Below are 24674 nucleotides of genomic sequence, written 5' to 3'. Positions count from 1 at the left end.
GCGTACATGAGCCCTCCACAGGTCGCACGTGCAAGCCCTGACGAAAACCCATCCTCATCACTCGAAGGGTGAAAAACCGCACCTTGCCATGGTTCACCCCGTTGAGTTGCTCGGCAACCGAAGGCCCCGGTACCTGTTGCTCCAGTACGTTCCGGGCGCGGGCGGCCTACTTGTCGCCCTGCTCGGCCTCGCGTGCCAGGGCAGGGCGGTCGGCGGAGGCGGTGGCGAATTCCTGGGCGACGAAGAAGCCGGTGGCGGCCTGACAGGTGTTGCCGTCGTGGCTGGAGTCCGGCGCACAGGACGTGGCCTGCGCCGCGGTGATGAGCGGCGCTCCGGGACACACCCCGGGTCTGGTCGCCCTCGCCGCCGGCCTGCGCTTCCTGCCGCTCACCGTGCTCTTCCGCCAGCCACGGTTCCACCTGGCCGGCGCTCTGCGGGTCGCGGTCGGGGCGGCGGGTTGCGCCGTCGGTCTCACCACAGGGTCGGCCGACACCACCCGGATGATCGTCGACAGCGGTGCCTCGGCCGTCCTGCGGCGCGCGGCACCCGGCCGCCGCACCGTGAGGATCTGCCCGGGAGTGACCGCCGGGATGCTCTGGTCGGCGCGTCCCGGGCAAACCCTTCTTCTCAGACGTTGACCCCGAAGTCGGCCGCGATCCCGCGCAGGCCCGAGGCATAGCCCTGGCCGACCGCACGGAACTTCCATTCACCGCCGTGCCGGTACAGCTCGCCGAAGACCATCGCGGTCTCGGTCGAGGCGTCCTCGGACAGGTCGTAGCGGGCGATCTCCTGGCCGCCCGCCTGGTTGACCACCCGGATGTAGGCGTTTCCCACCTGGCCGAAGCTCTGCCCGCGCGCGTCCGCCTCGTGGATGGAGACCGGGAAGACGATCCTGTCCACGTCGACGGGTACGACGGCGAGGTTGACCTTGATCACCTCGTCGTCGCCCTCGCCCTCACCGGTGAGGTTGTCGCCGGTGTGCTCGACCGAGCCGTCCGGGCTGCGGAGGTTGTTGTAGAACACGAAGTGCTGGTCGGAGACCACTTTGCCGGACGCGTTCAGCAGCAGCGCGGACGCGTCCAGGTCGTAGTCCGCGCCCGTGGTGGTGCGTACGTCCCACCCCAGACCGATCTCCACCGCGGTCAGGCCAGGCGCTTCCTTGCTCAGTGACACGTTGCCGCCCTTGGCGAGGGAAACACCCACGACTCGTCCTCTCAGCTGTGAACTGCCCTTACGGTCACCGGGTTCAACGCGGAGCCTACCGCCACAGTTCCAATGATTGCGCAACCTATAAAGTGTCATCGGGACCCGCATCGGGCGGGTCGACCGGCGAAGGCGAGGACATCCGATGTTCCCGAACATCAGCTTCATGGATCTCCTGACGCTTGCGCTCCTCGGGGTGTTGCTCTTCGGCCCGGACAAGCTGCCCGAGGTCATCCAGAACGTGGCCGGGTTCGTGCGCAAGGTGAGGGCGTTCTCCGAGAGCGCCAAGCAGGAGGTCCGCTCCGAGCTGGGCCCGGAGTTCAAGGACTTCGAGTTCGAGGACCTTCACCCCAGGACGTTCGTCCGCAAGCACGTACTTGACGGCGAAGACCTCGGGATCGACGAGATCCGTCGCGCACTGGATCCGAGGGCGGAGCTCTCGGAAGTCACCGACGTGGTGCTCGGTGTGGCGAACGGCAGCCAGAACTCGGCCCCGACGGAGAGCCGAACGTCCCTGTCGAAGGAGGCGGTCGCCGACGCGGACACGCAGGAGGCCTTCGACCCTGACGCGACGTGAGCCGTCCAGCGGCGCGCACGTCGGGCAGCGTGCGTCTACCGCCGCGAGCCGGCCGCGGGTGACTCAGTGCGCCCTGTGCCCATCGGTGGCCGACCGCCCCGTAATGGTGTCATCGGGAACAGCCCGGAGAACCCGTTCGGCGGGGGCAGTCGCGTCGGGGGGCGTCGCCTCGGCCGAAGCGATGATGCGCTGCGCCCCGCTCTCGCCCTCGGTCGCCCCGCCCTCACCCTCTGTTGCCTCGGCCTCGCGCTTCCGGGTGCGTATCGACCTGCCCAGCGCTCGGGCCGTATCCGGCAGCCCCTTGGAACCGAGCAGCAAGATGATCACGATCGCCACGATCAGCAGCTGCCAGGGTTCCAGTCCGTTACCGAGCATCCGGCCCACCCCCATCCCATCGCCGAGGAGCTTCTCCGGGCGGCGGCGCAGAACAGGCGGGCCGGCGCACCCTCTGCCATAATTGCCACATTGCGCAACTGTACAACCATTGGGTAGAGCCAGTCGTCCCCTTTGTATGACGCGGACGGACGGGGGCGCCCAGATGACCACCACAAGGGACGGCAGCACAGCGCGGGGCCGCAAGCGCAGCCCGTGGCGAATAATGCTGCTCATCGCGCTGGTCGTCGTGATGCTCGGCGTGGTGGGCCTCGGCTGGATCTACCTGAAACTGAACAGCAGCATCCGCACCTTCGACGCGGGCGGTCTCTCCAGACACCGCCCCACGGCAGGTCCGTCCCAGAGCGAGAACGTCCTGGTCATCGGATCCGACGCGCGCAACGACGGCAACAGTTCACTGGGCGGCGGCGACACGAACGACATCGGCCGTTCCGACACCGCGTTCCTCCTGCACATCTACGCCGACCACCAGCACGCCCTCGCCGTCTCCATCCCCCGCGACACCCTGGTCACCATCCCGCCGTGCAGACTTCCCGACGGCTCCTGGACGAAGACACAGACCGACGCCATGTTCAACTCGGCGTTCTCCGTCGGACAGACGGACAAGGGCAATCCGGCCTGCACCCAGAACACCGTCGAACAGCTCACCGGCCTGCGCGTCGACCACACCGTGGTCGTGGACTTCAAGGGCTTCGCGGCGCTGACCGGCGTGGTCGGCGGGGTGCAGGTCTGCCTGCCGCAGGACGTCTACGAGAAGGACCTCGACCCCAACCGCGCCACCCGGGGCAGCCTGCTCTTCAAGAAGGGCGAGCAGACGGTGTCCGGTCAACGGGCCCTGGACTACGTCCGCATACGGCACGGTCTCGGTGACGGCTCCGACATAGGGCGGATCAAACGGCAGCAGGCCTTCCTCTCCAGCCTCATCAAGAAGGTCAAGAGCGAGGGGATCACTCCCACCAACCTGCTGCCGCTGGCCGACGCCGCCACGAAGTCGCTCATGGTCGACCCCGGACTGGGCACGGCGAACAAGCTGATCTCCTTCGCCATGTCACTGAACGACATCGACCTGCACAACACCAAGTTCGTCACCCTCCCCTGGCGGTACGCCGGCGAACGTGTCGCCGTCGTCGAGCCGGATGCCTCCCACCTGTGGGCGGCGCTCAAGGCGGACCGCACCATCGACGGCACGAACGCCAGCGGCAAGGAGCACAACCAGGGCGGTCCGTCCGCATCGCCCAACCCCACCCAGAGCGTCTCGGGCGCCGGTATCAACGTCGCCGTCTACGACGGCACCACCCAGCGCGGACTCACTTCCAAGGCCGTCTCGGCACTCACGGAACACGGGTTCACCGTCACGGGCACCGCCCGGGCGACCAGTCAGGACGACACCACCACCGTCATCGAGTACGGCGCCGGACTGAAGCCACAGGCCGAGAAGGTGGCCCAGCTCTTCCCCGGCGCCCGGCTCGACTTCATCGGCGGACCGGGCATCAACGTGGTCCTGGGCAGCTCCTACGCCTCGGATGGTTCCTCCGGCTCGGCGACCCCGACCGCCGTGCCCAGCTCGGTGACGGGCGACGCGCGCTCGGCGGACGACGACCCCTGCTCCGACCTCACGTACGGATCAGGTGGCTGACCATGCTGCATCGTCACCCGAGGGCGAACTGGGCCAGGCTGCCGAGGCCGGCGACGGAGCAGGAGATCGCCGAGCAGCGGGCCGCGCAGGCCCGTTCCCTGGGATCCGAGCAAAGGCGGCGAGCAGCGCGGCGCCGCCCACCACCGGCATGGCCGGCAGGAACGCGAAGCGCGCGGAGTCCTCATGCCCCAGGCCCTTGAAGACGCCCGCGCCGATGGTGGAGCCGGAGCAGCTGATGCCGGGGAAGAGGGCGAGGATCTGGGCCGCGCCGATCGCCAACGCGTGCCGTGTGGTCATGCGGGGTGATCCGCTGGTCCCGACAACTCGTCGACGCTCAGGTGCGCTTCCTCCGCCGTGGAGGAGGCACCGGCGCGCCTGCGTCCCGTGCCGCCGCGCTTCAGCTGCTCGGTGACGAAGAGGACGATGCCGTTGAGGCCAGGAAGATCGCGGTCGGAACGGGTTTGCCGAGCGTGGTGCGGAACACCTGGTCCAGGACCACACCGGCCACGGCGACCGGAATGCCGGCGGTGACGATCAGCCAGGCGAGCCGCTGGTCCACCGTCCCGATCCGCCGTGAGCTGATCGACGTGCCCAGCCCGCGCACGGAGACGCCCAGGTCGTGCTTCCGGTGTCCGCCCAGCAGAGCGGGGATCAGGATGCTGCTGTGCCCCAGGCTGGAGACGGGGAACAACTCGGTGACCCCTTGGAGCAGGCCTACGCCCACGGCTTCCGGATACGTCAGAACACACACTGACTGGCCTTTGACTCGAAGTACATGCGAGGCCGGCGCCGCAGGCACTGCTCACAGCAGCTCTGGCAGGCCGTAGCCACTACGCACGGGAAAGGCCAACATCAGGAACCGCCATCTCGGGCCTCTCTCCGAGTCCGGGCGGGCCTAGGCGCTGGTTCCGTGCAACTTCCGGACCGGCGCGGGCGATTCCCCGGCGCGCTGGGCGAGCTGTCCGACCATCAACTGGACGACGAGTACGACGCCGGGGTCGTCGATGTGGTAGATCTGCCGCCGGCCCTCGCGTCGGGAGCGGACGAGACCCGCGAGCTTCAGTTTCGACAGGTGCTGGCTCACGGCGGGCAGCGCACCGCCCACTCGGTCGGCGAGCCGGCTCACGTCGCTCTCTCCCAGGGACAGCGCCCACATGAGGTACAGCCTCGGCGTCGAGGCCAGCAGCCCGAAAGTGGCGGCTGCCTCCGCGAGCACCTCGACGGGCAGATCCTCGAAGCCGTCGACGATCTGCGCCACTGTCCTCACCCGTCCGTCTCGTCACAGTCACCGCACACGCGCGCACCCAGTGTAGGCGCCCATTGGCCGACCGAACCCTTGCGGCAGCAGGCGGAGCGGGGTCAGTCCTCGTCATAGTGGTTGACGGGACGAGGTCACCTGCGACACGCCAAGGTCTTGGCCAAGGTCTTGGCCGGGGTCGAAGGAGCACGTCGTGGATACGACGCCCGGGCGGGCGCGCCGTCACAGGGGGCTGTCTGGCAGTGATCACCGCACTCACGAAAGCGACCTACTGCACCCATTGATTGCTATATTGCGCAAATGGTGAACTTCCGGCCGGGATGAGCAATACCCTCCGCACACGACTCTTCCAAGTAACCGGTCCAGGAGGGCTCTCGCATGCCCATCAGCCACCAGGAGCCGACTCGGCGGAAGCCCGGCGAACGTGTAACCGTGCCTCCGCCGTCGCACCGCAGGCGCCCACGGAGCGGCGTACACAGGGGCAGGCGCGGCCAGCTTCGGAGACTGGCGGTGATCGGCTTCTCCCTGCTGGCCCTGACCACAGCGGGGTTCGGCTGGATCTACCTGACCCTGACCGGGAACATCGGCACCTTCGACGGTGCGGGCCTCTCCAGCAACCGCCCCAGAGCGACGGGCAGAGGGGAGAACGTCCTCGTCATCGGCTCCGACGGCCGTGTCGGCGGCAACAACGCGCTGGGCGGCGGAAGCAGGAACGACATCGGCCGCTCCGACACCGCGTTCCTCCTGCACGTCTACGCCAACCACCGGAACGCCCTCGCGGTGTCGATCCCGCGTGATGCGCTCGTCACGATCCCGCCCTGCCGACTCCCGGACGGATCCTGGACGCAAGCCCGCACCAACGCCATGTTCAACGCGGCCTATTCGATCGGCCAGACCGTCAGGGGCAACCCCGCCTGCACCCAGAACACCGTCGAACAGCTCACCGGCCTGCGCGTCGACCACACGGTCGTCGTCGATTTCAAGGGCTTCGCGCAGATGACCGAGGCGGTCGGCGGGGTGCCCGTGTGCGTACCGCAGGACGTCTACCAGAAGGACCTCAGCCCGGGTCGGCACACCCGTGGCCGCCTCCTCCTGCACAAGGGCGAACAGACCCTTTCCGGGAAGCAAGCCCTGGACTACGTGCGGATCCGACACGGCATCGGGGACGGCTCCGACATCGGACGCATCAAACGGCAGCAGGCGTTCGTCGCCGGCCTGGTCAAGAAGGTGAAGAGCGTCGGGCTCACTCCCGCCAACCTGCTGCCTTTGGCCGAGGCCGCCACCAAGTCGCTGATCGTCGACTCCGGTCTGGGAACGGCGGACAAGCTGATCTCCTTCACCATGTCGCTGAAAGACATCGACCTTCACCACACCAAGTTCGTCACCGTCCCCTGGCGCTACCACAGCGACCGTGTCGCTCTTGTCCATCCGGACGCCGACGAGTTGTGGGCAGCACTGAAGGCCGACCGCCCCATCGGCGCCGAGAAGGCCGGTCTCACCGGAGCCGAGGGTCGAGCAGCCACCGAGGCGCCGAGCACTGGGCCCACAGTCTCGGGGCACGGGATCACCCTGGCGGTCCACAACGCCACCCGCACCGGCGGACTCGCTGCCACCGCGGCGCGGATGCTGACCCGCCACGGCTTCACCGTCGCCGGCACCGGCAGCGTCACCCGCCGGGATCAGACCGCCACACTCATCCGGTACACCTCGCCCCTCAGGTTCCAGGCCGAGCAGGTCGCCCTGCTCTTCCCCGGAGCACAGCTCCAGCCCGTCACCGGGCGAGGCATCACCGTGGTCCTGGGAAAGGACTACGCCTCCTCCGCCTTCCCTGCCGCACCCCCACACACACCGGTGACCCCGGACACCCGCTCCGCCGATGACGCCCCCTGCTCCGACCTTTCGTACGGATGAGCGAGAGAAGCCGAACGGCACGAGAGGGTGACGGCCAGGCATCCGAGCCGAACCTCACGTCCAGGGCATGGACGAGGCGGAACCCTCGACGCCGCGCCGCACGTTGCCCCAGTGATCGGGCCAAGAGCCGTAGCGACCGACCGCCACGACGACAGAACGTGACCATGCACCTACACAGGGGCCTGCCGCCTGTGAATCGAGACCGGGCGGATGAGCAGCGGCACTTTGTTTGCTAGATTGCGCAACCACGCAATTGAAGTGCCGCCCCACTTCACCCGACGGACCGGCCGCAGAGCACTGGCCACCACCTGAGGGTCTACTGGGCTGATCATTCGTGGGAGTGGTAGATGAGTGACCTGCGGGACGGCTCTGCCGGCCGAGCCACACGCCGACGAACCGCCCAGGTGCCCCGCCAGCGCACGGACCAGCCTGCCGACGGGCGTGCACCAGGTGGCCGGGCGGCGGCACGGGCCGCGTCCCGGTCCTCCGGCCGTGGGAACTCGCGGCGCCGCGTCCGGCCGACGAGCCGGGGCAGGCGGGCACTGCGGATCGCCGGGGCGTGCGTGGCCTTCCTGGTCCTGGTGACGGCCGGCGCGGGATGGTGGTTCTACGAGCACCTGAACGGCAACATCAACAGCATCGCGCTCGACGGGAAGGGCGGCAGCGAGAAGGCCGACGCCTTCGGCCGCACCCCCATCAACCTCCTGGTGATCGGCTCGGACGGGCGCACCAGCGCGGCCGACTGCAAGCTGGGCGGCGGCTGTTCGCAGACCGGTGTGCAGTCCGGCAACGGGAACGCGGACGTGGAGATGGTCGTGCACATAGCTGCCGACCGCTCCAACGCCACCGTGATGAGCGTCCCCCGCGACACCATGGCCAACGTCCCGGCCTGCTCCGACCCCGCGTCGAAGCAGTCCACGCCCGGCTACTACGGACAGATCAACAGTGCCCTCTCGTACGGACCGGCCTGCCAGGTGGCCACCATCCACCAGCTCACCGGCATCCCGATCGATCACTTCGTCAAACTCGACTTCTCCGGCGTGGTCAGCATGTCCGACGCGGTGGGCGGCGTGGACGTGTGCGTCAGCGACAACGTCTACGACACCTACTCGCACCTGAAACTGTCCAAGGGCACCCACACCCTCAAGGGCGTCGGGGCCCTGGAGTTCGTCCGCTCCCGGCACGGCTTCGGCGACGGCAGCGACCTCGGCCGCACCGTCTCCCAGCACCTCTTCCTCGGCGCGATGATCCGCAAGTTCAAGAGCGCCGGCACGCTGACCGACCCCACCAAGGTCTACGACCTCGCCGACGCGGCCACCAAGGCGCTCACCGTCGACGACGGCCTCGGCAGCATCAGCAAACTGGTCGGCCTCGCCTCCGACCTGAACAAGGTCCCCTCCCACCGGATCACCTTCACCACCATGCAGACCGCCCCGGACCCCAACAACAAGGACCGCGTCGTACCGGGCGCCGGAGCGAAGTCGCTGTTCGCGAGCATCGCCAACGACCAGTCGCTGACCACCGATTCGGGTAAGAAATCCGCAGCGGCCTCCGCCACTGCCACCGCCCAAACCGTTGATCCCTCCCGGATCACCGTGACCGTCGAGAACGGCACCACCGTCAGCGGTCGAGCCTCCCAGGTGGCCACCGCTCTGACCGGCAAGGCCTTCAGTCAGGGCACCACCACGGCCAACGCTCCCACCAGCGCAGCCACCACCACTCTCACCTACGGCGCCGGGCAGAAACCCGAAGCCCAGGCAGTGGCCGGTGCCCTGGGCCTGCCCTCCTCGCACCTCAAGCAGGGCAACGGCAGCGGCCTGACCCTGGTCATCGGCGGCGACTGGCCCAGCGGCACCAGCTATCCCAGCACCAGCGGCAGCGGCGCCTCATCCCCCGCCCCCGCCGACACCCACGCCGCGGTCTCCGACGCCCATGCCCAGACGGCGGACCAGTCCAAGGGCTGCGCCCAGGTCAGCCCCTACAGGACGGTCTCCCTCAACGGCATCAGCATGACCCCCGCCCAGGCATACGCGGCCGCCCGCGACCAGCCCGACTCCGATTCCTGAACCACGCATCACGCCGAGTGTTCATATCGCCACCCTTAGCGAAAACATCGCCACTTGCGCAATAATGGAACTGTAGGCAGAGGTGATGGGGAGGGGCCTGGCCATGCGGGAGACGACCGCCGCGGAAGGCGTGCTCGACGAACTGGCGCAGGGATGTCCACTGCCGCCGGAGGACGAGGTGCAGGACGCCTATCAGCCCGTCGAGGTGCACGACGAGGCCGGGTGGCCGTGGCCGGGGTCCGCCACCGGATGGTGGACGGGCCCCGACGGCGTCACCGCCTGCCGGCTGCGGCTGTCTGGCGTGGCGACTGCGCGATGGGTCCTGTTCGACCCGGACCGGATCATCGCCCGGGTCCAGAGCGGCACGTAGACCGCCTGTCGGACGGCGGACCGGATCAGAGAGCGGGGTTCCCCCCTTGGTACGCGTCGCCCGCTTCCTCCAAGCACGCCAGCAGGAAGGGCATGGCACCACGCTCCAGCAGGGCCAGTTCCCGCTCGCCCCGCACCGGTGTCACCTCAGAGTCCGACCCGTCCAGTGCATCCCCCTGACCGCCCGTTCGATTGCGCGCCGCCGCGACAAGCACGGAGACGAAGTACCCGATCAAACCACCGGCGGTGACAGCTGCGGCGATCAGTCCGGCAGTGATCAGTCCGTCGCTGACGTAGAGGCGCCCCCTGAAGGCTCGCAGACCGCACCCGGTCAGGAGGAAGACGGCCGCCGAGACGGCCGCCAGGCTGGACACAAGCGCCGCCAGCACCCGGAGCAACCCTCCGCTGCCCGGCGTCCCGGCTCCCTCGGCACCACCGGCGCCCTCCTGCCCACTCCTCGCAACCGCCACTGCCCGGGCTCCGACGAAAGCGCGATATTTGACGGCCGCAGCGCCGGCGATCTCGTGGCGTGCCCGGAGCGCCGAGTACGTATCTGCTCGCGGTTGAGAACCCGACCGGACTGCTCCAGCGCGTCCAGGATTTCCGGCGAGTTCAGGGCCTTGTCCAGGACCCGCCCGAACGTCACCTCGATCTCTGCGCCAGAAGACCCAGGCCCCAGCGCCTGTTGTCCCCCGCGTGTCACAACGTCACTGTCCACAGCCTCCGCGGATCGACCACATCCACGTTCCAGTCGAAGAGTGGGCGTTTAATAGTTCCCCGATTGCGCAACTGTTAAAGGACTGGGGGCGTCCACTGCCGTTGATCTGGAGCCGCGATGCCGGAATCCCCGTCCCCCGAGCCACACAACACCCAGGGGTTTCGAGAGGCTGCCCGCCGTCGCGTGCTGCGCCTCGTGCGTCGACGCGCACCCCACGCCGTCCACAACCCGGCCTACGCCGTCGTCCGGCTCGCTGGAGAGATCACCTCCGAGAACGCCGACCGTGTAGCCGACGAGCTGCGCAATGCCCTCCGCCCGGCTGTCCGCACTCTGGAGATCGACCTCCAGCGGGTCACCTTCCTCGACAGCAACGGGGCCAGGGCCTTCCTCCCCGTGCTTCGCCCCGCGCAGCAACACGGCATCAGGTTGGTCGTCACCCATACGAGCTCCGAGGCGCGCAGCGCGTTCGACCGGCTGGGTGTGACCCATCTGCTCGACATCCACGAAGGGGCCATGCCGGACGTCGGGTGATGCCGGTGGACCTCCTGACAGCTCCTGCCAGGTTCCGGAAGCCACGGAGGGGCCGGCTTAACCGACAGAGGAATGCCGCATCGTCCGAGGACTCGGCCTGGTGACGGAGCACACCCCGGACCGGAGTACTCTCGGCGCACGCGAAGCGTAGAAGGACGCCCCAAACCTGAAAGGTCTCGGTGTATGCGATGAGCCAGCCCTACGACCTGGCCGCTCCGCTCCTGGCCGGCGGAGGACTCCGTATTGTCATCCTCGTCGTGGTGGTGGGTATCGGAACAACCGCCTGGCTGCTCTTGCGCGGTTACCGCAAGTGAAAGCCCGTCGCGGTGGAGACTGCTCACTCCGAGAGGAGCGAGCGAACGCCACGGGACCCCTGAGTCCCGGTCCCACCCGGGCCGCACATCCCGCCAGACTCCTCGCCTCCGACATCGCCGACGAACTCCACCTCGAACCCGGCAGCGACCAGAACGTCGTGAGAAACCTTCGCCGCGCCGTGGGCTCCGGCGCCGGATGCGCCGGAGCGGGAGCAGGGGTGGACCGGTACGAACTGGTCGACGCCCTCAGCACGGGCCGCCCGTCGGAGGCGTCCACCCACATTGCAATCACGCTGTTGGCGGACCCACAGCGCCTCGGACCGCTACAGGACTTCCTGCCCGGGTCGCTACCGGCCCCTCCGGCACAGCTGCCGTCGGCCGGGTCTCCTCCCGCATCGCCGGGCTGCTCACGCATGTTCACCCAGATGCGGCCGACCGGTACATCGCGACCGCCGAGGCGGTGTGGCGCACCGGCCTGGATGCCTCACTGCCCGCGGGAAGCCGAGCTGGTACGGGGGCCTTCGCGCGATGCCCGCACTGGCCGCCTCCTGGCTGGAGCTCACCGCAGCGTCCGCGGACGCCCCGCTCAAGTGTCCCGAGTTGGTCGCCCGCCCAGGCCTGGGCGCCTGGGCGGACATCGAGGTGCGCCGACACGCCGCCGATCTACTCAAGGCCAGTGGCGCCGATGTGCCAGAGGCCACGATGTTGCGCGACGCGCTGACCAACAGCGGTCTCATCGACGCCCAAGCCTGGCAGCCCGATGTCCGGGATGAGGGCCGGACGCGGCCGCCGGACGCTGTGCCGTGGCGGGCCGCTGCGAGGGCTGTGGGCACGCCTGCATTACTGGACGCGCTGACCGGCGCTGACGTCGTCATCCCGGGAGCACGAGAAGCACCTGGTGCCCGGCCTCGTACAACATCAAGGCCGGGCACTGCCTTTGAGCCCAGGACCCAAGAAATACACGCGCGGGGGGGGCACTCCGTTACGCGGCGCGGTGCCCGCGCTCGCGGGTGCCGAGTCCGTGGGTCCTCCGGTGGATGCTCTCCCCGAGCACCTACGCCCTCGGTCCCGGCGGCGAGCTGGTCAGGCGCGACCCCTTGTAGTCCACGGCTGCAACCGTGGCTGAGGCACCGGCCGCGCGCAGGTACCCGGCCCGCTCGCGTGCGGCAGCCTCTTTGAGCCGTTCGAACAACAGGACTAGCGGCGCGGCGGTGACGGTCTGCTTGGCGTGCCACAGCCCCAGGCCCGTCATGAGGCGGAACACCTTCGCGACCTCCAGAAGGCTCGGGCCGTCGTCAAGGAGCACCACCTGTACGGCGACATCCGTCAAGCCGCTCCGACCTGGAAGGAAGTCTGCGGGCGCTCGTCCATGTCGGGCTGGATCAACTCCACCTCGATGGGCGGCGCCTACAGCGGGGGCTTCTCGGGCAAGTACCGACTGCTGGACAAGGACCCGGACCGGGCGGACTCCCCCAGTTCGCCCACTGCGACGCCTCCAAGGCGACCGCAACCTGCCCCGTCCCGGAACCCTGACCGGCTGCTGACCACCGGTGGGGCACAGCACAAGACCTACGCTGCGCACCACCAGCTCCGCGTAACGAAGGAAAGCCAGAAGTGCCCGAAAGCCTTGCCTGCATCGCCGACGTCTGGAAAGGCGGTTGATCGTCGACTACTTCCGGTTCGAGGACAAGCGCACGATGCTCGTCGCCTTCGCCCTGGCCCGCTCGCAGAACCGGCCCCTGTCCACGAACGACTGCTGGAAGCCCCATGGACCGGTACAACCTGTGCTCACGTGCCTGGCGCACACCTTCAAACACGCGAGTGAGGGTGGCCCGCTTCCACCACTCGCCTCCATCGCCACCCGGTTTTTCGGCTCGAACCTGGCCAACGGCGAAACCTGTGGCTGAGCGCCCGGCTGCGCGACGACCACGGCGCACTCGACACCACCTCCCGTGATCCGGAGCCGGTGGTGTACCCGGCGGCCGGCCGGGACACGCCCTTACAAGCCCGGCGCGCTGAGAATGTGCTTTCCCGGGCGGAGATCAAGGTTTTGGGCGGGGTCCTCCAGCACCCCAGAACCCGACGCCGCACCACGCACTTGCACGCGCCGTACGCAACCACAAGAACCCGACAACATCACAAGCAGAATCATGCCCGTTCGTTGCTGACTGCTCTGTTTCAGGACCGTCCGCCCCTGACGCACCGGTTCATCGCCAGGTCTAGATCCGATCGGCGTACGGCCAGGCAGCCGTAAATCTCCATCTGCCCGGGAGCCAGTCCGGCGCCGAGCGCGGGAAGCTCGACCGGGACCGCGCCGCTGTGGATGCGAACGGTCCCGTCCCTCTCCTCGAACCGGCCGGGCGGTGAGCCGCGAGATCAACGCCGGCCACTGAGCAGAGAGAAGCAACGGCGGATGGTGGCCCAGCGGACCTTCGTCGATCAACTGGGAGAGCCCGTTCCATCTGACAGCCGGGAAGCTGAGATCACGGGTGTCGTTCGGAGCCAGAGCCCAACGCGGTTCGTCAGGTCCATGAGGAGGCGCCATGTCCCGGGAGTTCGTCAGGCCTGTTCAGGCTGTTCAGCAGGTCGCGCTCGGCCGGTGTGAACTGGGGGCGGTCAAGAGGCGTGCGGAGGGGACCGAGGAGGGCTGTCAGCAGCACGCTGGGTTTGACGAGTGTGGTGGGCGATGCCTGAAGGGCGAGCACGTCGGTCAGGGCCGTGGCGGCGTGAAAGGAACCTGTTGCGGTGTGTGACAGGCGACTGACGTAGCGGTGCAGGAGGCGGTCGGCGATGGTCGGGTTCTTGCCCTTCGTGGTGTCGAAGTGGATGTCCTGTCCTGTGGCGAGAGCCCACGCGCTGTCGACGTGGCGGGCGATGGCGCGCTGGGCGCGGCGGGCGAGTCCCGTCGTGTGGCCGTTGGAGAGCAGGTCTCGCAGGGCGACGGCGCCTTGCGCCGCCACCGATATGCCGTGCCCGTACACGGGGTTGAAGGCTGCGGTCGAGTCGCCCAGTGCGATGAGGCCCTCGGGCCAGTGGGTGAGCCGTTCGTAGTAGTAGCGCCGGTTGGCGGTGCTGCGGGTGACTCTGACGTCGGTGAGCGGTTCGGCGCGTGCCAGGAGGTCGGCTATGAGGGGGTGGCGCAGGGAGCGGGCGAAGGGTTCGAAGTCCTCCGGGTCCCGGGTGGGTTGCCTGCCGGGGGCACCCATCAGGCTGACGTGCCAGCGGTCGCCTTCGATCGGGAGGAGGCCGCCTGCGTTGCCTGGCCCGGGCAGTCGCGGGTCGGCCTGCACGCCGATCACGGGCCAGTTGTGGGTGGGTACGGGAGCGCGGTAGGTCCGGCTGGCGTAGACGAGCCCGGAGTCGATTTCGTCCTGTGCCAGGCCGGTGATGCCGAGCTGGGTGAGCCACTGGGGTGTGCGGGTGGATCGTCCGGAGGCGTCGATGACCAGGTCGGCGCTCAGTTCGTCCTCCGTACCGTCGGCGGCGCGGACGCGTACCCCTGTCACGGTGCGGTGGTCGCCGATCAGCCCGACGGCCCTGGTGTGCGTGCGCACGGCGACCTGGGGGTCTTTGAGTACCTGCTCGCGGATGATGAAGTCGGTCAGGTCCCGGCTGGCGGAAATGACGTAGTGGGTGGCGCGCCGCCAGCGGCGGTACCAACCCTCGGGGGAGCAGATGACCATGTTGGTGGTGACAGGGATGCGGTGCGCACCTGCGACCAGCAAGAGGTCGATGCTGCCGGGCAGAAGGGTCTCCATCGCCTCGGCGCCGCCCGTCTGCAGCAGGTGAATGTGAGCAGCCTGCGGGACACCGGTGCGCGGCCCGGGTCCTTCGGGCAGCTCGTGTGCCTCGATGATCTCGACGGTGTCGACGTGATCCTTGACGGCGGCCGCGGCGAGCATGCCGGCCATGCTGCCTCCGAGGACGACTACCCGGGCGGGGCCGCGGCGCGAGACCTCAATCATGATGGCCTGCTTTCGTTGGGGTACCGAGTTGGTTCAGGAGTTTCGGCAATACGGGCGAGGCGAGCGCCGGGGACAGGGGAACCAGGTCCTGCACGCGTCGAGTCGGTGTGTGCGGCGGGTCGTGCACCTGTCCGGGGTCGGTCTGTTGCTGGTCGCGTGCGATGAGGATCACGGCTGCGTCGGCGGTGACCCGCGGCGCAAGGCTCGTCGTCGCCGTTGCGCAGTGCCGCTTGGTAGGCGAACTCCCGGACGGCAGGGTCACCGGAAGGGGTCAGCGCGAGGATGGCTTCGTACAGGGCCGTTTGCGTTTGCGCCCTGTGAGGAGCACGGCCGGCGGCGTGCGCCACCAGGGCAGTGCCGCGCGGATCGCGCCCGGGGGTGGGCACGTGCTGGAGGGCCCGCCACAATGGAGTGAGCTGCCGCAACTGCTGTACGACCCGATCGGTCTCTGCCACGCGCGGGCCGGCGAGCGGAAGAGCGAAACCGATGGCGCCGAGAACAGCGACGGGAGCGGCAAACGGCACCGAGACTTCGTCGATGAAGTCGAGGTGTGAGCGTCGGGAGACACATCGGTGTCGGCCGCCGCGGACACAAGGGCCACGAGTTCCGCCAGTGCGCCTTCGGGCCCGGGCCCCCGTGCGTGATGCCGCAGCGCCGTGGCCGGCGCCGCTCCTGCCATGGCCCTGGAACATGTGCCACGCCTCGTGGCCGATGATCACGAGTTGGTGCTCCGGGTCGGTGTTCTCCTCGTGGACGATCAGGTCGTGGCCGGTGCGGTCCACCCATAACCCGCTCGCCGCTTTGCGCAGTCGGACCGGTCGGCCGCGTACCTGACTGAGGGATTGGACTATGGACATGACGACGTCCTCGTCCCCGGCCGCCGGCTGAAGATTTCCGACGAGTTCGGCACGGAGCTTCCGCATCGCTCGCGATCCCGTGTCCGTCAGTGCTCTTCGTCGTCGAGTTCCAGCAAGGCGTTCAGCGTTGCTGTGAGCACGTTCCACCGTTCCGGTGGCAGGTCGTGCGCCCGCCGCAGGGCGATGCCGCGAACGTCGTCGTACCGCGACAGTGCTGCGAACAGAGGATCAGTTACGCCTTCCGGGCTGTCTGGTGCCGACTGCAGCACGGCAAGAACAGGCAGCAGTTCGCGGTTGAGAGCCTCGGAGGCTGGAGCGGTGAAGAACGCCTCGCCTGACCTGATCCCGAAGTAGCCCACCAGGCCATGCAGGAGTTCGATGCTGGGAACCTTCTCTCCGGAACACACCTGCCGCGCCCAGAACGCGGAGACCCCCAACTGTTGGGAGATGCTGACGGCGAGGTCCGACATGCGCTTGCCGGTCTGCGTCAGGTAGGTGTCCGCCAGGGCCTTGATGCGGGTGCGAACCCGGTCGTTGACGGCGTCGTCCGGCGCTTCGCCACCTTCGAGCAGCGAGCGGACCACGGCTTCCGGCAGGGCCGTCCTGCCCGCCAGTTCCTTGGGGTTGAACAGCTCCGAGCGCTTCAGGCCTCGCTCTTGGATGAGCGCCTCGAGGCGCTCAAGCGTCACCGGAAGAGGCGGGACGGGATCCACGGCGTGCTCCCAGGGATGCACAGGCGATCAGATTGGCGTGTGCACGGCACCTTAACCGGTCCAACTCTCGGGTATCAACGATCGTTTAGCGCCAGATTGGCGATCGATGCCGGACCGTTCGGCCAGAACTCCGGGATGCCCCGACCTGGTGCAGCGTGCAGATACGTACGCGCCGTCGGTTTCAGGCCACGCTTCTCGTGGACGCACAGCACGATGCCGACGCTGCACCTGCGCGTTCCTGGACGCGTGACCCAGTCACCACCTCGTGACCCCGACGAGGAGCCCCAGTTCGCGCAACTCGGTGATGTGCCGCTCGGGGTGCGCCGACTGATGCCCGGGCGTTTGAACATGGCATCGCGGCAGTAGGCAACGTGCCCGTCGGTGTTCAGGCGGGCGGCGAGATCCTGGGCGACGCGCAGCGTGGTGTCGTCGGCTCTCCGGTGGAGACCAGCGCTAATGGCCCAGTTGGAAGCGCGCAGGAAGTCAGCGCGCGGGTGCGGCGGGATGCAGTCGTGCTGATGTCCTGAGCAACGCGGTCACGAAGCAGGATGAATGAGCGGTTCGCGGACATCCGCTGATGTGGGTGCGCCGGGTTCGGCTGTCAAGCAGGTTCCTGGACCGGCGGGTGGGCCCACGGCAGTGGGTCGGTTTTACGCAAGGAGAAGTAATCCGCCCCGGCACGGGCGGTGCTTCTCGGCTTTTTTGAACCGGACTTCGCCGTGCGAGCTGGACACTCGGACGGCGGTGATGTGGATGCGGCGGATGAGCTGCGTGGCTGGACACACCGTGCGGGGCGCCACCGCGGGGCGCCGCGAGCAGGCTTGCCCCGCGAGTCATTTATGCAGGCATGGAGCTCCTGAAGTGTGTACGCCCTACCGGCCTGTTACCCCATGTCTACACACCGTCGACGGGGGTCACGACAAGGCGATGTTTGATTGGCGCGGTCTGAGCAGCTCAGCCCTGGGGCGTCATGGCTGTCCCGCACATGGCGCCTGTGCGCGAGGAGTCAGGCACGTGGCTGTGCACAGACCTTGTGGTGCATGCTGGTCCACGACCGCCACGTGGTGATGAGCTCCGTCATCAGGCGATGAAATTCGGCCAAATCCGCCTGGGTGAAGTCGCTTTCAGTCACCCATTGCGCATCCCGCACCGCTGGCGTGCGCGTACCCAAATCTCCAAACGGCCGGAGCACTCAAGGCGGTTGACTACGGACTTCCCTGCCGGTGGGAAGTGATCACGTTGGCCAGCGTTCCTACTACCGCGCGACCTAGAACGTCAACTACCCCTTCCACTATGAGCAAAGGTAGTTACATTCTGGCTTGATGTTTCGGGGAGCGGATGCGCTCGACGGGATCCCCAGCGCGAACATTCACTCCGGCCCTTGGAGCAACTCGGTGGCAGCAGACGCCTACGCCCAACTGGCAGACACGCTTGAGCGCCTCGCTGGCATGGCCGGGTCCAGGAGACATCGGTCAACGACCGCGTGCGTCAGCGGATGTCCGTCCTGTGGGAGACGCGGCGCAGGAAGGACGGAAGGCGCCCTGGAGGCGCTGGGGCAGATCACCGGTGGGGTCACGCGTCAGACGATGTGGAAGTGGCGTGACAGCGGCGCGCGCCCAGCATCGCGGCGGCGGCCAGCTGCGACGGTTCTTCAATTTGCCGGCAGGCTTCAAGACCGCCGACGAGCCGGAAGCGCTGAACGAGGCGCTCCAGCCCCAGTTGAAGGAGTTCGAGGCGCAGCCTGATCCGTTGGCTCAGCTGCCGCCGGAGTTGCGTCGGCTGGCGTTGCGTTCTCCCGACGCCGCTGCGAAGACCATCAGTTTCATGGCGGCGTGGGCCATGGAGATCACGGAACCGGCCGTGGCGAACGAGGACGGCCCGCCGGCGGAGGGCGTCTGAGCCGTCGGCCTGTTGCCCCGCGAAGCATCCGAGCGCCTGCCATGTCGAGCAGCTCTTTTCGGCCAGCCGATCTGGGTACTGGAATCCCCTTGCGGTGGTACATCCGTTTTCTCCCTGGGCACGCGGAGCGCTGGATGGTGGCCCAAACGTCGGCGTCCTTGGCATATTGAGGTCATGTTGACCGCCAGGCGGTGCTTGGTGCGGCAACTGGCTCGTCCGCGGTTCCTCCCGACGGCAGACGTCCATGAGACTCGCGGGGAGAAGTGTGCGCACTAACGGAGAGAGGCACCAACTGGTGAACGTCCTGGTCGGAAAGGCGCGGACGAACAGGGAGATGCGCCGGCTGGCGACCGCGTTGATCGACCCCATCCGCGTTCCGGTCCCGGCCGACCCCGACGAGTTGCTGGACGCGCTCATCACGTCCGTCAACCGGTGGCGTGGCCGCCGGGTCCACGTGCACCAGAAGGCCTTTCCGGCGGCGCTGCGTGCAACGGGCATGTGGATGGAGCGGGCCGACCAGGACGGCACCATCGCCGACCACATCATCATCGAGGAGCACGCCGCCGCCTGGCACAAGCTCGTCATTTTCGGTCACGAGGTGTGGCACATGCACAAGGACGAGGCAATCGCCCCGTCCGCGTTGGTTGCTGCGACCCGCACCGACTTCGTCGAGGCTGCGGAGAAAGAGGCTGAAACGTTCGGTCTGCTGGTGGTCCAGCGTCTGCGGCCGTGGCTGGAGGCGGCTCCGGACTCTGTGTACGCAGCCAAGGGCGGCACCCATGACTTGGCCGGCCGCATCGGTGCCGCGTTGAACTACCGGGGGACCAAGCCATGACGGCCCTGATCAACTTTGTGAGCTGCGGTGTGCTGTGGCTCGGTCTCGGTCTTAAGCTCCGGGACCTCATAGGCCACAGGAGCGACCCTTTCCTCCGCACCATCACCGCGCTTCTGGCCTTGGCAAGCCTGTGCTTCCTCTTCGGCTCCCCGCCCACCGTGGGTGCCGTCAACCGGATCAGCGGGATCCCGAATCTGGCCGCTCCTCTGACCTACGCCGTCATCACGGCATACGGGGCGTCCTCCCTGGTGCTCGTGGTCTACTGGCGGGACGGCACCCGCGGGCGACGGACTGCCCGTCTCTGGATCATCAGCTACGCCGTCATCGTCACCGCGATCGGTGTGCTCTTCGCGCTCGGTACCACCCCGGTGGAGCGGCGGACCGACTTCGACACCTACTATGCGCGCACCCCGTACATCAGCGCGATGATCGTGCTGTATCTCGTGGCCCACCTCATCGCCGTTTCCATCACCTGCCTGTGGTCCCTGCGCTGGGCCATGGGCCGCACGGTCCACGGATGGGTGCAGGCCAGCCTGTTGGCCCTCGCCATCGGCACGCTGATGGGCGCCGGCTTCAGCATCACCAAGCTCACGTCCGTGATCGCCCTGTGGAGCGGCAACAACCTGAACTTCCTCTCGACGCGGCTGTCTCCCGGCTTCGCCGGGCTCGGCGCTTTCCTGACGGTCGTGGCCGTCCTCTTGCCGTTCCTCGGACACCATCTGACGCGCTGGTGGCACGAGCTGCGCCTGTACCGCCAGCTCGCGCCGCTGGACCGGCTGCTGAAAGGCTTCCTCAAGCGCCGGGCTCTGCGGCTGCGCCGGCCGCTGTCCCCGTCAGTATGGGTGACCTGGCGCCAGACGAGCATCAACAACGGACTGGCCGCCCTTCAGGACTACTTCAACCGGGACCTGTACGGGCAGACGCTTGAGCGCGAGCTGGATGCCACAGGCGATCGCCCAGCGGCAGAGACCGTTGCCCTGGCCACGACCATCGCGGCCGCGGCGCTCAGCGAGAACGCCGGACGGCCGACGCCGGGGTGGACAGGACAACCCGTTCTCCTGGATCCGCACCACATGGAGCTGCACACCTTGGTCCGCATCTCAGCTGCCCTGGCCGCGTCCGAGCGGGTCATGCCGCTCCGGGCGCGCGGCGACTCGGCTGCGAAGAGCCGTGCCTGATTCCGTCCCTCGGCAAGAGCGCCCTTCCCCCGCCCCCACGCGCGGGCCTGATTGGAGTCTGCAGGCATGAGCATCGTTGTGTATGTAGCGGCAGCCGGCCTTGCGGTCGCGGCTCTGCTGCTGCTTCCTGGGCCCCGGGTGTCCCGTCGTAACCCGCTCACGGTGTCGACCTGCATCTCTGCCGCTCTCGGAGCGGTCTGCTTCACGTGCTCGGCCCCCGCGACGCTCGCCAGGGTCAACGAGATGACGGGTGTCCCGAACTTCGGTGCCCCGCTGACGTACTCGTTCATCTCCGCGTACAGCGCCTCGGTGCTCATTCTGCTGATTCACTGGCGCGGCGGCCCGCAGGAACAGATCCGGGTGATGGTGACCCGGATCGTCATCGCCTACAGCATCTTGATCGTCGCCGTCATCACCCTGTTCCAGCTGGGCAGTACGCCGGTCGAGCGTCTGCAGGACCTCGACACGTACTACGCCCGTACCCCGTACATCGGGGAGATGATCATCTTCTACCTGGTCGGGCACGCGGTGTGCGCGGTGAGCATGATCGTGCTGAGTCTGCGGTGGTCCCGCACCGTCACCGGGCTGCTCCGGACCGGACTACGGCTGATCATGATCGGCCTGACACTGGACGCCTTCGGTTTCGTCCTCGCGAAAGTCGTCGCTGTCGCGGCACGCTGGAGCGGGCACGATCTCGACTGGCTTTCCACCGCCGTGGCCCCGCCGGCCGTGTCCCTCGGCGCTCTGATCACCAGTGCCGGATTCGTGTTGCCCCGGCTCCTTCCGACAACCCGTGACCAGTGGCAGAGCATGAGGGACTACCGGGCCCTGGCGCCCCTGTGGGAGCAGGTGAAGGGCGTGTCCACCGTACCCAAGCCCTCACCGTCGCGGTGGCGGCTGCCCAAGGGCCGGCTGCAGGTGCTCGAACTCGCCATCCACGACGCCCTGCTGCAACTGGCCCCCGCCTTCAACCAGGACCTGGGCAAGAGAGTCTATGTCCGCGCCCTCGACCACGGCAGCTCCCGCAGCGAAGCTCTCGCCGTCTCCGAAGCCGCCATGGTCGTGGATGCCGCAGCAGACGCAAGCTCCACAGACTCCTCCACGCCCCCGCAGGGCACGGCAGTCGAGGTGGACCGCTACCGTCTCCTCGCCACCACCGCCTCCGGCACGAGGGAACTCGTACAGCTCGCCCAGGCGCTGGAGCAACTGCCCGCCGTCCAGGAGCCCAAGCCTCGCACAAGGGTGCGGCGATGACTTCCACCCCTGACACAAGGAGTCCCATGTCCCGTACTGCTGTGGTCATCGGCGCGGGAGCTGCTGGCATTCTGGCCGCGGCCGCTCTCGCACCCGTGGTCGACCAGGTCGTCGTGCTGGAGCGCGACGCCCTCCCTGAGGGGCCCGAGAACCGCAAGGGAGTACCCCAGGGAAGGCACGCACACCTCATGATGGCCGGCGGCCTGGACGCCATGGACACGCTGATCCCCGGCATGGACATGCGCAAGCACCTCGTCGCCTCAGGCGCCTACGAGATATCCCTCTGCCGCGACATGGTCGTCTTCTCGTCAGAGGGATGGTTCCACCGGTGGCGTCACGCAGATCCCCTCATCGTCACATGCAGCCGGGCCCTGCTGGACTGGGCGATACGCACGGCCGTGCTGAAGTCACTCAACAACATCGAGATCCGACAGGCCAGGGCCCTCGACCTCCTCGGTGATTCTGAGCGCGTCCACGGCGTGCGCATCGCCACCGTCGACGCGGACACCCCGTTCGACGCCGACTTCACCGCCAAGTACGGGCTCCAGCTCTCCGCCGACCGTGGCGAAGCCGATCTGTACGCCGACTTCGTGGTGGACGCCAGTGGCCGCGGATCGCGGATCGTGAGCTGGCTCGGCAGTCTCGGGGTCAAGGACATCCAGGAGCGGACCCTGGACTCCGGGCTGGTCAACTCCACCCGTCTGTACCGCATCCCCGAGGGTGCCGAGACATGGCCGCTGACCATGATCCAGCCGAATCCCTTCACCGGAGGACCGGCCCGCAGCGGCATGATCGTGCCGATCGAGGGCCACCGATGGATGGTCAGTCTCGGCGGGTCGCGGGGCGGCGAGCCGCCGAAGGGCCCGGATGCGTTCCTGAAGTACGCGCTCGACCTGCCGCACCCGATCGTGGGCCAGCTCATCGCCGGCGCCGAGCCGCTCACGCAGGTCTTCACAAGCCACAGCACCAGCAATGCCCGACGCTATCTGGAAAAGGCGGCCATCTGGCCGGAGAACCTGGTGGTACTCGGAGACGCACTCGCCACGTTCAACCCGCTCTACGGCCAGGGCATGAGCGTCGCCGCCCTGGGTGCCCAGGCGTTGGCGAAGACCGTACGGCATCGCTGGGGTTCGCAAGGCCTTGCCCGCCGTGTACAGCGTGAGGTCGCCAAGTCGGTCGACGCTGCCTGGACGCTCGCCGTCAGTTCCGACGTGCTGTACCCCAACGTGATCGGCGGCGGGCCCACCACTACGGACCGTCTGGCCGCCCAGTACACGCGTCGGCTGACCAGGTCGGCGACGGGCTCGTACTCGGCTGCGTCAGCACTCTTCGACGTGACCAGCATGCGGAGCAGTGCGCTGCGGCTGATACAGCCCAGGCCGCTGCTCGCTGCGCTGAGCGGTCCGTCGTTGCCTTCCCTGTCCGGTCCCCCGCTCACGCCGGCTGAGCACGACACCCTGCGCGGCCTCATCCGTGCCGGGCAGACCGGCCAAGGCCCGCAGCCCTCGGCGTAGTACGCCCGCTCTGCCGATGCCCTCCCTGGAGCGGTTCCGGCAGAGCGAATGTCCTGCCGAGGGCGGGAGACGCGACAGCGGTCCCTGGAGGAACTTCCGGACCAGGGGCGCGGGGCATCATCGTCCGCATACGAGATGGCCGTGGCGCAATTGATTCTGGCCAGTACAGACCAAGGATGATCGAAGCGGCGCTCGATTCACTCAGCGCCTGTGTCACATCCCCTTTCTGCAGATCACGGTGCCCTGTAGCTGGGTGGTGATCGGGTTGGCCGTTCGGCTGGGCGTCGTTGGACACTGAACCGAACGTCAACTGCTGCGCCGCGACCTCCTGTACACCGCCGCTGCACTGCGCACCGAACTCGAAAACCCGGCCGGGCACTCCACCGCCCCCACCCGCGCATGTCATACGGCAGCTTCACCTTTCTGTTCGCCCTCGACCATCCCGCCCAGTGGTAGCCGCGTCGCGCGGTCATCTCCTCCGTCGCCCCGGTCATGACCCGGCGCGCCCGCGACCACACCCTGGTGCTCGTCCCGCCTGGCAGGCGCCCGCGACCTCTACCACGACATCACCACCCACACCCTCGACGCCGCCTTCCGTATCCTCTTCGGCCACCCGCCGGCCTTCAAAGACCTCCTCGCCCTGCGACCGGGCATCGACGACATCAACAACACCGTCAAGAACCGGGCTCTGCGTGCCGACCACGAGGCCCGACGCTGGACGTGGCAGCACACCGGCCGCCTCGTCGACGCCCACCTCGACATCCCCCGCTTCCTCCCCCACCAACACCCGGGCTTCACCGCCCTCAACCATGCAGCCCGCACCGACATCGTCGGAGCCGACCTGCTGCAGAGCATCACCGTCCAGGCTGCCGACCTCTTCGGCCACATGCTCTGGTACCACCACCACAACCCCGAAGAGTTCAACCGCGATGTGACCGCCTCCGTCCTGGAGACCCTGTGCCTCAACCCCGTCAGGGACTCCTTCTTCCGCACCCGTCTCCAGGGCACCCGTGGCTGGCCTCTTCGACGAGCAACTACCCCACACCGAACCGAAGCTGCGCGACGTCTTAGACGCCATCTCATTCGGCCTGTTGGATGGTCTGCTGGCGTGGGAATCGTTGAGCGGCTGGTGCCGGACGAGTTGTGGGAGCTGTTCCAGGGGGTGGTGCCGGAAGCGCCTGTCCGGCCGCAGGGAGGTGGCCGGTGTCGGCACGGCGACCGGGAGGTGCTGGCTGCGATCGTGTTCGTGGCCACGTCGGGCTGCACGTGGCAGCAGTTGCCGTCCGCGTCGTTCGGGCCGTCGGGAGCGACGGCTCACCGGCGCTTCGCCGAGTGGACGAGGGTCAGGGTCTGGGCCAAGCTCCACCGCCTGGTCCTCGATGAGCTCGGTGCCCGCGGTGGGCTGGACTGGTCCCGCTGCGCGATCGACTCGGTGAACATGCGGGCCCTGAAAAGGGGGACCTGACAGGCCCGAATCCTGTCG

The 24674-nt window shown here is 68.0% G+C and carries 26 protein-coding genes and 1 pseudogene; 16 read left to right on the top strand and 11 right to left on the bottom strand.

Annotated features, from left to right (window positions below):
• Positions 1-166: 166 nt before the first annotated feature.
• Positions 167-343: a hypothetical protein gene (locus tag BIV25_RS51205; RefSeq protein ID WP_177235363.1), complete on the bottom strand. Its 177-nt coding sequence runs from the start codon at positions 341-343 to the stop codon at positions 167-169.
• Here BIV25_RS51205 and BIV25_RS21600 point away from each other — a divergent pair.
• On the top strand, positions 321-638 hold the full coding sequence (locus BIV25_RS21600) for a hypothetical protein (RefSeq protein ID WP_071374020.1): 318 nt from the start codon (positions 321-323) through the stop codon (positions 636-638). The genes BIV25_RS51205 and BIV25_RS21600 overlap by 23 nt on opposite strands.
• Here the strand turns inward: BIV25_RS21600 and BIV25_RS21595 are convergent.
• Complete coding sequence (locus tag BIV25_RS21595; RefSeq protein ID WP_071374019.1) at positions 628-1203, bottom strand: TerD family protein; 576 nt, start codon at positions 1201-1203, stop codon at positions 628-630. The two genes, BIV25_RS21600 and BIV25_RS21595, sit on opposite strands and share 11 nt — an antisense overlap.
• A 145-nt stretch (positions 1204-1348) precedes the next feature.
• On the opposite strand from BIV25_RS21595, the gene BIV25_RS21590 reads away from it, so the two are divergent.
• On the top strand, positions 1349-1780 hold the full coding sequence (locus BIV25_RS21590) for a sec-independent translocase (protein ID WP_071374018.1): 432 nt from the start codon (positions 1349-1351) through the stop codon (positions 1778-1780).
• Between the two features lie 63 nt (positions 1781-1843).
• On the opposite strand, the gene BIV25_RS21585 is transcribed toward BIV25_RS21590, so the two are convergent.
• Positions 1844-2155, bottom strand: a complete 312-nt coding sequence (locus tag BIV25_RS21585; protein WP_071374086.1) for a twin-arginine translocase TatA/TatE family subunit — start codon at positions 2153-2155, stop codon at positions 1844-1846.
• 136 nt (positions 2156-2291) lie between these two features.
• Here BIV25_RS21585 and BIV25_RS21580 point away from each other — a divergent pair, with 136 nt between their 5' ends.
• Entirely contained in the window at positions 2292-3809 is a 1518-nt protein-coding gene (locus tag BIV25_RS21580) for an LCP family protein (RefSeq protein WP_071374017.1), read from the top strand.
• Here BIV25_RS21580 and BIV25_RS49420 read toward each other — a convergent pair.
• The 3 genes from BIV25_RS49420 to BIV25_RS21570 form a co-directional block, all read right to left on the bottom strand.
• Positions 3798-4106: an undecaprenyl-diphosphate phosphatase gene (locus BIV25_RS49420; protein ID WP_107486230.1), complete on the bottom strand. Its 309-nt coding sequence runs from the start codon at positions 4104-4106 to the stop codon at positions 3798-3800. The genes BIV25_RS21580 and BIV25_RS49420 overlap by 12 nt on opposite strands.
• A gap of 100 nt (positions 4107-4206) precedes the next feature.
• Positions 4207-4533, bottom strand: coding sequence for an undecaprenyl-diphosphate phosphatase (locus BIV25_RS47335; RefSeq protein WP_071374016.1), 327 nt, complete (start codon positions 4531-4533; stop codon positions 4207-4209).
• A 171-nt stretch (positions 4534-4704) separates the two neighbouring features.
• Positions 4705-5067: a metalloregulator ArsR/SmtB family transcription factor gene (locus BIV25_RS21570; RefSeq protein WP_071374015.1), complete on the bottom strand. Its 363-nt coding sequence runs from the start codon at positions 5065-5067 to the stop codon at positions 4705-4707.
• Positions 5068-5445: 378 nt separating this feature from the next.
• Here BIV25_RS21570 and BIV25_RS21565 point away from each other — a divergent pair, with 378 nt between their 5' ends.
• From BIV25_RS21565 to BIV25_RS21555, 3 genes are all read left to right on the top strand, one after another.
• Positions 5446-6978 carry an LCP family protein gene (locus BIV25_RS21565; protein WP_071374014.1) on the top strand — a complete coding sequence of 511 codons (1533 nt, stop codon included), beginning with the start codon at positions 5446-5448 and terminating at the stop codon, positions 6976-6978.
• A 347-nt stretch (positions 6979-7325) separates the two neighbouring features.
• Positions 7326-9044, top strand: coding sequence for an LCP family protein (locus BIV25_RS21560; protein WP_177235365.1), 1719 nt, complete (start codon positions 7326-7328; stop codon positions 9042-9044).
• 103 nt (positions 9045-9147) lie between these two features.
• Positions 9148-9414: a hypothetical protein gene (locus BIV25_RS21555; RefSeq protein WP_071374013.1), complete on the top strand. Its 267-nt coding sequence runs from the start codon at positions 9148-9150 to the stop codon at positions 9412-9414.
• Positions 9415-9439: 25 nt separating this feature from the next.
• Here the strand turns inward: BIV25_RS21555 and BIV25_RS21550 are convergent, their stop codons facing one another.
• Positions 9440-9802, bottom strand: a complete 363-nt coding sequence (locus BIV25_RS21550; protein ID WP_143076682.1) for a hypothetical protein — start codon at positions 9800-9802, stop codon at positions 9440-9442.
• 524 nt (positions 9803-10326) lie between these two features.
• Between BIV25_RS21550 and BIV25_RS21545 the strand changes: the two genes are divergently transcribed.
• Together BIV25_RS21545 and BIV25_RS53015 are read left to right on the top strand one after the other, a co-directional pair.
• Positions 10327-10662 carry an STAS domain-containing protein gene (locus tag BIV25_RS21545; protein WP_177235364.1) on the top strand — a complete coding sequence of 112 codons (336 nt, stop codon included), beginning with the start codon at positions 10327-10329 and terminating at the stop codon, positions 10660-10662.
• Positions 10663-10850: 188 nt separating this feature from the next.
• Entirely contained in the window at positions 10851-10976 is a 126-nt protein-coding gene (locus tag BIV25_RS53015; protein WP_256255969.1) for a hypothetical protein, read from the top strand.
• 1054 nt (positions 10977-12030) lie between these two features.
• Here BIV25_RS53015 and BIV25_RS51200 read toward each other — a convergent pair.
• Positions 12031-12306, bottom strand: coding sequence for a ribosomal protein L7/L12 (locus tag BIV25_RS51200; protein WP_071374010.1), 276 nt, complete (start codon positions 12304-12306; stop codon positions 12031-12033).
• A 328-nt stretch (positions 12307-12634) separates the two neighbouring features.
• On the opposite strand from BIV25_RS51200, the gene BIV25_RS21535 reads away from it, so the two are divergent.
• Positions 12635-12883: a hypothetical protein gene (locus tag BIV25_RS21535; RefSeq protein ID WP_071374009.1), complete on the top strand. Its 249-nt coding sequence runs from the start codon at positions 12635-12637 to the stop codon at positions 12881-12883.
• Positions 12884-13498: 615 nt separating this feature from the next.
• Here BIV25_RS21535 and BIV25_RS21530 read toward each other — a convergent pair.
• Positions 13499-14941 carry an NAD(P)/FAD-dependent oxidoreductase gene (locus BIV25_RS21530; protein WP_071374008.1) on the bottom strand — a complete coding sequence of 481 codons (1443 nt, stop codon included), beginning with the start codon at positions 14939-14941 and terminating at the stop codon, positions 13499-13501.
• Between the two features lie 161 nt (positions 14942-15102).
• On the opposite strand from BIV25_RS21530, the gene BIV25_RS21525 reads away from it, so the two are divergent.
• A complete protein-coding gene (locus tag BIV25_RS21525; protein WP_071374007.1) occupies positions 15103-15495 on the top strand; it encodes a hypothetical protein in 393 nt (130 codons plus the stop codon).
• A gap of 389 nt (positions 15496-15884) precedes the next feature.
• On the opposite strand, the gene BIV25_RS21520 is transcribed toward BIV25_RS21525, so the two are convergent.
• The gene (locus BIV25_RS21520; RefSeq protein ID WP_071374006.1) at positions 15885-16511 is read right to left on the bottom strand and encodes a hypothetical protein; all 627 of its coding nucleotides are present in this window, start codon (positions 16509-16511) and stop codon (positions 15885-15887) included.
• A gap of 1599 nt (positions 16512-18110) precedes the next feature.
• Between BIV25_RS21520 and BIV25_RS53010 the strand changes: the two genes are divergently transcribed.
• From BIV25_RS53010 to BIV25_RS21495, 5 genes are all read left to right on the top strand, one after another.
• Positions 18111-18410 carry a hypothetical protein gene (locus tag BIV25_RS53010; protein WP_071374005.1) on the top strand — a complete coding sequence of 100 codons (300 nt, stop codon included), beginning with the start codon at positions 18111-18113 and terminating at the stop codon, positions 18408-18410.
• A gap of 334 nt (positions 18411-18744) precedes the next feature.
• A complete protein-coding gene (locus BIV25_RS21510) occupies positions 18745-19245 on the top strand; it encodes a toxin (protein WP_071374084.1) in 501 nt (166 codons plus the stop codon).
• A complete protein-coding gene (locus BIV25_RS21505; protein ID WP_071374004.1) occupies positions 19242-20423 on the top strand; it encodes an MAB_1171c family putative transporter in 1182 nt (393 codons plus the stop codon). The genes BIV25_RS21510 and BIV25_RS21505 overlap by 4 nt, the downstream gene beginning before the upstream one ends.
• Positions 20424-20489: 66 nt before the next feature.
• Positions 20490-21677, top strand: a complete 1188-nt coding sequence (locus BIV25_RS21500) for an MAB_1171c family putative transporter (RefSeq protein WP_071374003.1) — start codon at positions 20490-20492, stop codon at positions 21675-21677.
• A 26-nt stretch (positions 21678-21703) separates the two neighbouring features.
• A complete protein-coding gene (locus BIV25_RS21495) occupies positions 21704-23191 on the top strand; it encodes an NAD(P)/FAD-dependent oxidoreductase (protein WP_071374002.1) in 1488 nt (495 codons plus the stop codon).
• 490 nt (positions 23192-23681) lie between these two features.
• Here the strand turns inward: BIV25_RS21495 and BIV25_RS21490 are convergent, their stop codons facing one another.
• Positions 23682-24269 (bottom strand): hypothetical protein, encoded by a 588-nt coding sequence (locus BIV25_RS21490; RefSeq protein WP_143076681.1) that lies wholly within the window; start codon positions 24267-24269, stop codon positions 23682-23684.
• A gap of 30 nt (positions 24270-24299) precedes the next feature.
• Here BIV25_RS21490 and BIV25_RS21485 point away from each other — a divergent pair.
• A pseudogene (locus tag BIV25_RS21485) lies at positions 24300-24674 on the top strand (transposase); the annotation flags it as partial.

It is taken from the genome of Streptomyces sp. MUSC 14, assembly GCF_001866675.1.
Classification (GTDB): domain Bacteria; phylum Actinomycetota; class Actinomycetes; order Streptomycetales; family Streptomycetaceae; genus Streptomyces.
The sequence above is the reverse complement of the archived record's forward strand: the minus strand, read 5'-3'. Positions and strand labels throughout refer to the sequence as shown.